Below are 7,685 nucleotides of genomic sequence, written 5' to 3'. Positions count from 1 at the left end.
AGCGTGACCGCGTGCACCTGCAACTGCATGCCCTGCAGGCGCGTGGCGGATGGCCGACCGCCGAGCGCTTGCGCCCGTTGTGGGAACGCGTGCGCCCCGGCGATCTGCTGCTGGCCATCGGCGATGGCTTCGATGACGCGGGCATCGTGCTGCTGGAGCAGCTGGCCAGCGCACGCCGCGAGGTGATGCTGCTGCAGGTGCTGACCGCCGACGAACGCGATTTCCCCTTCGACGCAGGTCATCGTTTCCGCGACCCGGAAACGGGCGAGGAACTGCTCGGCGATGGCGCCGCGATCCGCGCCGACTACCTGCAGCGCTTCGCCGAGGCCCATGCCGCGCTGCGGGCGCGGTTGCAGTCCAGTGGCATCGCCACCGCCACCGGTTGGCTCGACCAGCCGCTGGACCAGCCGCTGCAGGCGATGTTCGGCCGCAGGGGCGGCGCATGAGCCTGCTGTTCCCGCTGGGCCTGGCGGCGCTGGCTGCATGGCTGTTGCCATTGCTGATCCACCTCGCACGTCGTCATCCCTACACGCCGCTGGATTTCGCTGCGCTGCGCTGGCTGCGCGCCCAGGTACGACCGCGCCAGCGCATCCGCTTCGATGATTGTCCGCTGTTGCTGGTGCGCCTGCTGTTGCTGGCGGCACTGGCCCTGCTGCTGGCGCGCCCGGCGCTGATCGGTCCTGCACCGGTGCCAGCGGCGTGGACGATGGTGGCACCGGGCCTGGACGCGACCGCGCTGCGCGGCAACGCCGATGCACGCGACTGGCATTGGCTGGCGCCGGGCTTCCCGCCCATCGACCAGCCCACGCCGATGGACGCTGCTTCCCTGCCCAGTCTGCTGCGCGAGCTGGATGCGCAGCTGCCGGCCGGCACCGCGCTGACCGTACACGTACCCGATCCCCTGCCCGGCCTTGATGGCGCCCGCCTGCAGTTGTCGCGCGAGGTTCAGTGGCAACCACACACGCTGGCCGTCACCGCAGCGCCGCGCACCTCCGTGGCACCACGCCTGCGTACGCGTAGCGATGAACCGGCGGCTGCGCAGCAATGGCTGGGCGCGTTGCAGCGCGCATGGAGCACGCAACCACTGGCGGCGCCCCTGGCCGACAATGCGTTGCCGGGCCGCGGCGAGATCGGCGTATGGACCGGCAACGATGCACTGCCTGGCACTTGGCAGAGCTGGCTGCAGCAGGGCGGCACGGTGCTGACCGCCGCCAAGCCGCCAGCGGGTGCGGCCGTCCTGCTGCGTGATGCAGACAATGCGCCACTACTATGGCTGCAGCGCATCGGCCAAGGCCGCCTGCTGCATCTGCGCGGCGAATGGAACGTGGCCCGCAACAGTGCACTCCGCGATGACGGGCTGCCGCGAAGCCTGCTGCAAGCCCTGCAACCGCCAACCACCCCGCGCCTGGGTGATGCGCGGGACCACGCGCCACTTCGCGCGACATTGCCCCCCGCAACGCCGCCCCTGCGTGAACCAACCTCCTTGCTGCTGCTGGTGATCGTGCTGCTGTTCGCGCTTGAGCGCTGGATGGCGAGCAGCGCGCGACGCAGGGCTGGACCATGAAGACGCTGCAACAGGCATGGCAGCGCGCGCGCCGGCGCCGCGCCGCGATCACCGTGCTGCTGGGCCTGCCATGGGCGTTGGCGGCAACGGCACTGGCGTTGCGCCTGTCCGGTTTCGATATCGCCTGCGTCGTCGCGACCATGGCCCTGCTCCTCATTGCGGCCGTGGCAACCACGCGCGCCCGGCAGCTGGACCGGCACTGGTTGCAGCGCCGGCTGGATGCCAGTGGGACCAGCGAGGACAGCGCCGACCTGCTGTTCGCCGACGTCGGCACACTCAATCCACTACAGCAGCGCCAGCGCACGCACGTGCTGGCGGCGCTTGAACGCAACCTCCCCGAGCTGCGACCGCGATGGCCGCGCAGGGCAGTGGCGCTGTGCTGGATCGGCGGCATCGCCGTCGCTGTGCTGGCGCTGGGTTGGCCGCACAATACGGCACCGCGTACTGCCGCGCTTGCGACACCGCAAAGCAACGCCAAGGCCGGTCCGCTGCGCCTGCAGTCCACCCGCCTGCGCATCGATGCACCGGCCTACACCGGTCAACCCACGCGTACGCAGAACGCACTCGACGCGAAGGTTGCCGCCGACAGTCGCCTATCCTGGTCGCTGCGCTTCGACCGTGCACCCAGCAAGGCCTGGCTGCAGTTCCACGATGGCCGTCGCCTGCCACTGCGCGAGCACGACGGTGAGTGGCAGGCGCAGGACGTGGCGCGCACCCCGGTGCTGTATCGCGTGGTCAGCGAACCGGCGCTGGCAGAAGCCCGCCTGCATCGGCTTGACGTGGTCGCCGACCGTGCGCCCACGGTGCGCGTGATCGACCCTGCTGCCAGCCTGGTGTTGGGCAGCCCCGGGCAACGGCAGTGGACGCTGCGCTTCGAGGCCAGCGACGATCATGGCGTCCTCCCGCAGGCGACGCTGTCGATCACCACCACCCAGGGCAGCGGTGAGAACATCACCTTCGTCCAGCGCAGCGTGACCCTGAACGGCAGCGGCGAGGCCACGGCACGGCGCTTTGCCCACACCCTCGACCTGGCCGCTCTGGGCGCACAGCCCGGCAACGATGTGATCGCCCAGCTGGAAGTGCGCGACAACCACGCGCCGACAGCACAGGTCGGCCGCAGCAGCAGCGTGATCCTGCGCCTGCCCAGCACCGAAGCGGTGCTGGGTGCCGAAATGGAAGGCCGCATCAAGAAGACCCTGCCTGCGTACTTCCGCAGCCAGCGGCAGATCATCATCGATGCCGAGGCGTTGATCCGCGAACGCCGGGGCGTCGCCGCCGATACCTTCGTCAAGCGCAGCGATGCCATCGGCGTCGACCAGCGCATCCTGCGCCTGCGCTACGGCCAGTTCCTGGGCGAGGAAAGCGAGGGCGCGCCGAAGCCGCCGCCGACCAGCGACCTGCCCACCAGCGATACGCCCGCGGCCGACACGCACGATGACGAGCATGAGCACGATCACGAGGCGCAGGCCGGCGCGCACGACGAGCACGGGCACGGGCACGACCACGGCGGCGCAGCCGGCGGTAGCGGCACGCCACCGGTGTTCGGCAGCGCCACCGACGTGCTGTCCGAGTACGGGCATACCCACGACCACGCCGAGGCGGCGACGCTGCTTGACCCGCAGACGCGCGCCACGCTGAAGGCAGCACTGGACCAGATGTGGTCGGCCGAAGGCGAGCTGCGCCAGGGTCGCCCCGAGCAGGCCCTTCCGTTTGCCTACAAAGCGCTGGCATTCATCAAGCAGGTGCAGCAGGCCGAGCGCATCTATCTGGCCCGCGTCGGCCCGGAGCTGCCGCCGATCGACGAGAGCCGACGCCTGAGCGGCGATCGTGCCGGGCTGGCCAGCCGCGAGCTGCCGCTGACCGCGCGCACGCCCCCGGACCCGGCCGTCGTCGAGGCCTGGCAGCGATTGGGCGACGAGAGCGGTACGCCCGACCTGGACATGCTGGCAACCTGGCAACAGCGCAACAGCGCCTTCCTGCCGGACGCACTGGACCTGGCTGCCGCCATCGAGCAACTGCGCATCGAACCCGGCTGCACCGAGTGCCGACAGCGCCTGCGTGCGCAGCTGTGGCGCGCACTGCAGCGGCCACTGCCGCAGGTGATGCGACGCAGTGCAGCCGATGCCATGGGGCAGCGCTACCTCGACGCGCTGGAGGCGCAGCCATGAGCGCATCGGCATTGAATGTGTGGATTGCGCTCGTGCTGGGGCTGATCGTGCTCGTCGCCAGTGCGCGCCAGCTGCGTTCGCCCACGCGCGGTCGCGGCCGTCTGATCGCCGTACTCACGCTGCAGGCCGCCGCCGCTGCGCTGCTGTACGTCTGCCTGCTGCCGCCATCACAACGCGTTGCCCTGACCGGCCTGGTGGTGATCGGCGCCGAGGCCGACAAGGCGGGTGCACTGCCGGCCGGCGCCACCCGGGTGCTGCTGCCAGAAGCAACGGACGTGGCCGGTGCAGCGCGCGTTCCGGACCTGGCCACCGCATTGCGCCGTTATCCGTTCTCCACGGTGACCCTGGTCGGTGCCGGCCTGGCCGCGCGTGATCGCGATGCCGCACTGCCCACCGATACGCGCTGGCAGGCAGCGCCTGCGCTCAACGGTTGGATCACTCTGCAGCCGCCTGCGGACGCAGCTCCCGGTGCGCGCTTCGATGTGCACGCACAGGCACGCGGCGTGGAACGCGCGCAGGCCGAACTGCTGGACCCGGCTGGCGCAGTGGTCGATCGTGCACCGCTGGCGGCCGATGGCCATGTACAGCTCAGCGGCGTCGCCCGCGCCGAAGGCCGTAGCGTGTTCCAGCTGCGCCTGCTGGATGCGCAGGGCCATGTTGCCGACAGCGTTCCGGTGCCGCAGCAGACGCTGGCCGCCGCTCCGCTGCGCCTGCTGGTGCGCTCTGCTGCACCGGGCGCCGAGCTGAAGTACCTGCGTCGTTGGGCCACCGATGCCGGCATCCGCGTGCAGCTGCAGGCCGAGACCGGTGCGGGCCTCAGCCTGGGCGACGGCAACGTGGCGTTGGACGCGGCCACGCTGGCACGCAGCGACCTGCTGCTGCTCGACGAACGCAGCCTGGCCGCTCTCGGCGCCGGTCAGATGGCGGCCGTGCGCCAGGCCCTGCGCGACGGCCTGGGCCTGCTGGTGCGCAGTACCGGCGCGCCATCGGCCAGCGCACGGCAACGCCTGCGCGAGCTCGGCCTGCCCTTGCAGGGCGATGCCGGCAGCCAGATCGCGGTGATGCCCGGCGAGGGTGACGCCACGATGCTGCAGGCGCGTCGCGGGCCCCTTGCCGCCGGCACCCTGCCCACCGGTGACGGCGAAGAAGCCGACCGCGCGTCGCACGCAGCGGCGCTGCCGGGGCTGGAGTACCTGGCACTGCAGGCTGCCGACAGCCGCGCCCTGCTGCAGGATCGCGACGGCAAGCCCATCGGCGGTTGGCGCACCGTCGGCAAGGGTCGCATCGGCATGCTGCCGATCACCGACAGCTGGCGCTGGGTACTGGCCGGTCGCGAGGATCGCCATGGCGAGTTGTGGAGCTCAGTATTCGCCACCTTGTCACGCGCGCAGACTGGCACCGAAGGCCCATGGTCGCCTCAGGCAATTGCCTGGGCCGGCGAACGCCTGTCGCTGTGTGGCGTGCAGGCACCGCTGCAGGCCTTCGACACACACGGCAAGGGCGTGCCGCTGATCGTCGACGGCGGTACCGGCACAGCGCGATGCGCGGGCTGGTGGCCGCGCCAGGCCGGTTGGCAGCGTCTGCAGCACGGCGACCGCCCGCACTGGCGTTACGTGTTCGATCCGAAGCAGGCCTCGGCGCTGCACCGGCAGGCGATGATCGATGCCACCGCGCAGCGGCTGGCTGCATCCGCACCGGCTACCGCGCAAGCGGACCAGCGCGTGCCGGGGTCGCGCTGGCCGTGGTGGTTGGCGTTCGTGCTGTGCGCATCGCTGCTGTGGTGGCTTGAGCGGCGACGCTGATTGGAACGCAAACACCATCTACGCATGGCGTGGATCTACTGACTCCATGCGTGAATCGACGGAATGCGCCGTTCAACGCTTCCCTGCGCGCCGGTACACACCGTTGAAGCGCACGTTCATGCCGCCGCACTCGCTGTTGTCAGCCACGATCAGCACGTCGCCCAGCAGCTGCGCGTGCACCGTGCAGGTGTCCTCCACGAAGTCGACCTGGGCGCCACGCGGCACCGCCTGCGCGCTCACCGCGCCGATGTTCGGGCCGCCCGGGCGCTCAGCCAGCGTCGGGTTGGCCGAGGGCCAGTAGGCATCGCCTTCCACGTGCAGCTGGCCGTCGCGCACGCGGATCTGCAGGCCGTTGTCACTGTCCTTCCAGTCTCCCGACCAGGCCTGAAGCGTAGGGGCGGGAACCGGCAACGCCTGCAGCTTGCTGCTATCCACCCAGCCTGCGCTGCCACCCACCTTGTTCGGGAAGAAGGCGCAGCGGTAACCGCCAAGATCGCGCCCGGTCACCACCGTATCGCCGCTCACCACGTAGCTGCGCTGGCGGCAGGCGGGTTCGCCCTTCGCGGGGCAGCCGTCCATGTCGCCCAGCAGGTACAGGCGCGGCGTGCCCACCACCTTGGCCAGGGCAAAGCCCGATTGTTCCGAAGGGAACGCGCCATTGCGGCACGAACCGCCATCGGTCAGGTCGCTGGCGGACGCGGCAAGCGGGCTCAGCGTTGCAAGCAGGAACAGGGTACGCAGCAGCATCCAGGCAGCCTCGAAGGGAAGGCCCGCAGGATAACGCCTACTTCTCCGGCGGCGCGCCGCAACCGTCCTGCTGGGCGCAGAACTGCAGCGCGCGCCGTTGCTGCTCGGCGCTCAGTTCCGGTGGCGGCCGGGCGATGGCCGACTGGATCTGGTCCGGGCCGCCGGTGATCTTGTTCAGGCCCTTGGCCGCAGCCATCACGCCCTTGACCACGCCCATCATGATGTAACCGCCGCCCATGCTGACCTGCTCGGGCGAGGGCGGCTCACTCCAGTCGCGGCTGAAGCGGTTGTTCTCCGCGCGCATCGGGTTCTTGAAGCGGTACAGGTCCAGCGGCTGGTCGTCTTCGGGTTTGAGCGCGCGCACTTCGCCCAGCGTGGTGACGTTCCCCTGCGCAGGCGGCACGACCACGGGCGCGTCATCAGCGGCGAGCGGCACGGCAGGCGCCGGTACGGGATCAGGCGTGGGCACGGGTACGGCCACCGGCGTCGTCTGCTGCGCGTGCGCGATGCCCGCCAGCAGCATGCCGGCCAGAAGTGCTCCCTGCGTTGCCCGTTTTGCCACAGCCATCGGCCCTTGCCTGTTGCGTCCAGATGCCGAGGATACGGGTGCGGGCTTCAGATTTCGTTGGGGGCGCCGCCGGCGTTCAGCTTGTGCCCGTCCTCACGGTTCCGCGCAGCCGCCACGCACCTTGCAATGATTTGCATTGCGCACGCCGAAGCATGCCATGAGCCTGCAGGCCCCTCTGAGCACCTTCACGCCGATGAGCCTGCCACCGCCCCGCTGCTGCGATCACTCACGCCAGCTGGGATGCTGCTGATGTCGCCCGCTGCGACCCTCCTCCTGCTTGCGGTGCTGCTGGCGATGCTGGTGGCCTGCTACCTGCAGTGGGCGTCGGATGCACGCGCTGCCCTGCACCTGCTGCGGCGCAATCCCCCCTCACGTCCGCTCACCGAAGATGAAGATGCTGCACTTGCCACGCTGCGTGCGCTCAGCGGGCGGACGCACGACACACAGGTGCGCGTGCTGTCGGGGGCTTTCAGCGGACCGTCTGGCTTCGGCAACCGCCCCTTCCATTCGGCCTGGCTCGGTGACGTTGCCGTGCTGCTGCCATTCGATGCCTGGCAGCATGTTGCCGTAGACAATCACGCAGAGGTCGTCCTGGCTGGCGACGCCGCTCTGGTAGTCCGCTTGAATGGATTCCACATTGTCGGTGCCCGGCACCGGGTGGCTGCCGAGGAAGCCGAGCATGCGGCCGCCTTTGAGGGACCACTGCAACGCAAACGGCGCATCGTGCGGCCAATTGCTGCGTGCGCGGTCCACGGACAGCGGCTGGAGACGGCGGCCGAAGTGGCGATGCGCCGGGGTGATGGCGTTCGCTGGCCGGGCATTGTCATCGCGCTGCT

General features: G+C 70.2%; 5 protein-coding genes and 2 pseudogenes. 5 read left to right on the top strand and 2 right to left on the bottom strand.

The window, feature by feature from the left end:
* The 4 genes and pseudogenes from DBR20_RS01750 to DBR20_RS01735 all read left to right on the top strand — a co-directional run.
* Positions 1-446, top strand: a pseudogene (locus tag DBR20_RS01750) (DUF58 domain-containing protein); the annotation flags it as partial.
* Positions 443-1,564: a BatA domain-containing protein gene (locus DBR20_RS01745; protein ID WP_108264973.1), complete on the top strand. Its 1,122-nt coding sequence runs from the start codon at positions 443-445 to the stop codon at positions 1,562-1,564. The pseudogene DBR20_RS01750 and the gene DBR20_RS01745, both read left to right, overlap by 4 nt.
* Entirely contained in the window at positions 1,561-3,732 is a 2,172-nt protein-coding gene (locus DBR20_RS01740) for a hypothetical protein (RefSeq protein WP_108264972.1), read from the top strand. Before DBR20_RS01745 ends, DBR20_RS01740 begins: the two co-directional genes overlap by 4 nt.
* A complete protein-coding gene (locus DBR20_RS01735; protein ID WP_108264971.1) occupies positions 3,729-5,534 on the top strand; it encodes a hypothetical protein in 1,806 nt (601 codons plus the stop codon). Before DBR20_RS01740 ends, DBR20_RS01735 begins: the two co-directional genes overlap by 4 nt.
* 72 nt (positions 5,535-5,606) lie before the next feature.
* Here the strand turns inward: DBR20_RS01735 and DBR20_RS01730 are convergent, their stop codons facing one another.
* On the bottom strand, positions 5,607-6,281 hold the full coding sequence (locus tag DBR20_RS01730) for a hypothetical protein (RefSeq protein WP_108264970.1): 675 nt from the start codon (positions 6,279-6,281) through the stop codon (positions 5,607-5,609).
* 37 nt (positions 6,282-6,318) lie between these two features.
* Positions 6,319-6,849, bottom strand: a complete 531-nt coding sequence (locus DBR20_RS01725) for a hypothetical protein (RefSeq protein ID WP_099786312.1) — start codon at positions 6,847-6,849, stop codon at positions 6,319-6,321.
* A gap of 240 nt (positions 6,850-7,089) precedes the next feature.
* Here DBR20_RS01725 and DBR20_RS01720 point away from each other — a divergent pair.
* Positions 7,090-7,685, top strand: a pseudogene (locus DBR20_RS01720) (hypothetical protein); the annotation flags it as partial.

This window comes from Stenotrophomonas sp. HMWF023, from assembly GCF_003060985.1.
GTDB classification, from domain to species: domain Bacteria; phylum Pseudomonadota; class Gammaproteobacteria; order Xanthomonadales; family Xanthomonadaceae; genus Stenotrophomonas; species Stenotrophomonas lactitubi.
This window is presented reverse-complemented; position numbering and strand designations above follow the sequence as displayed.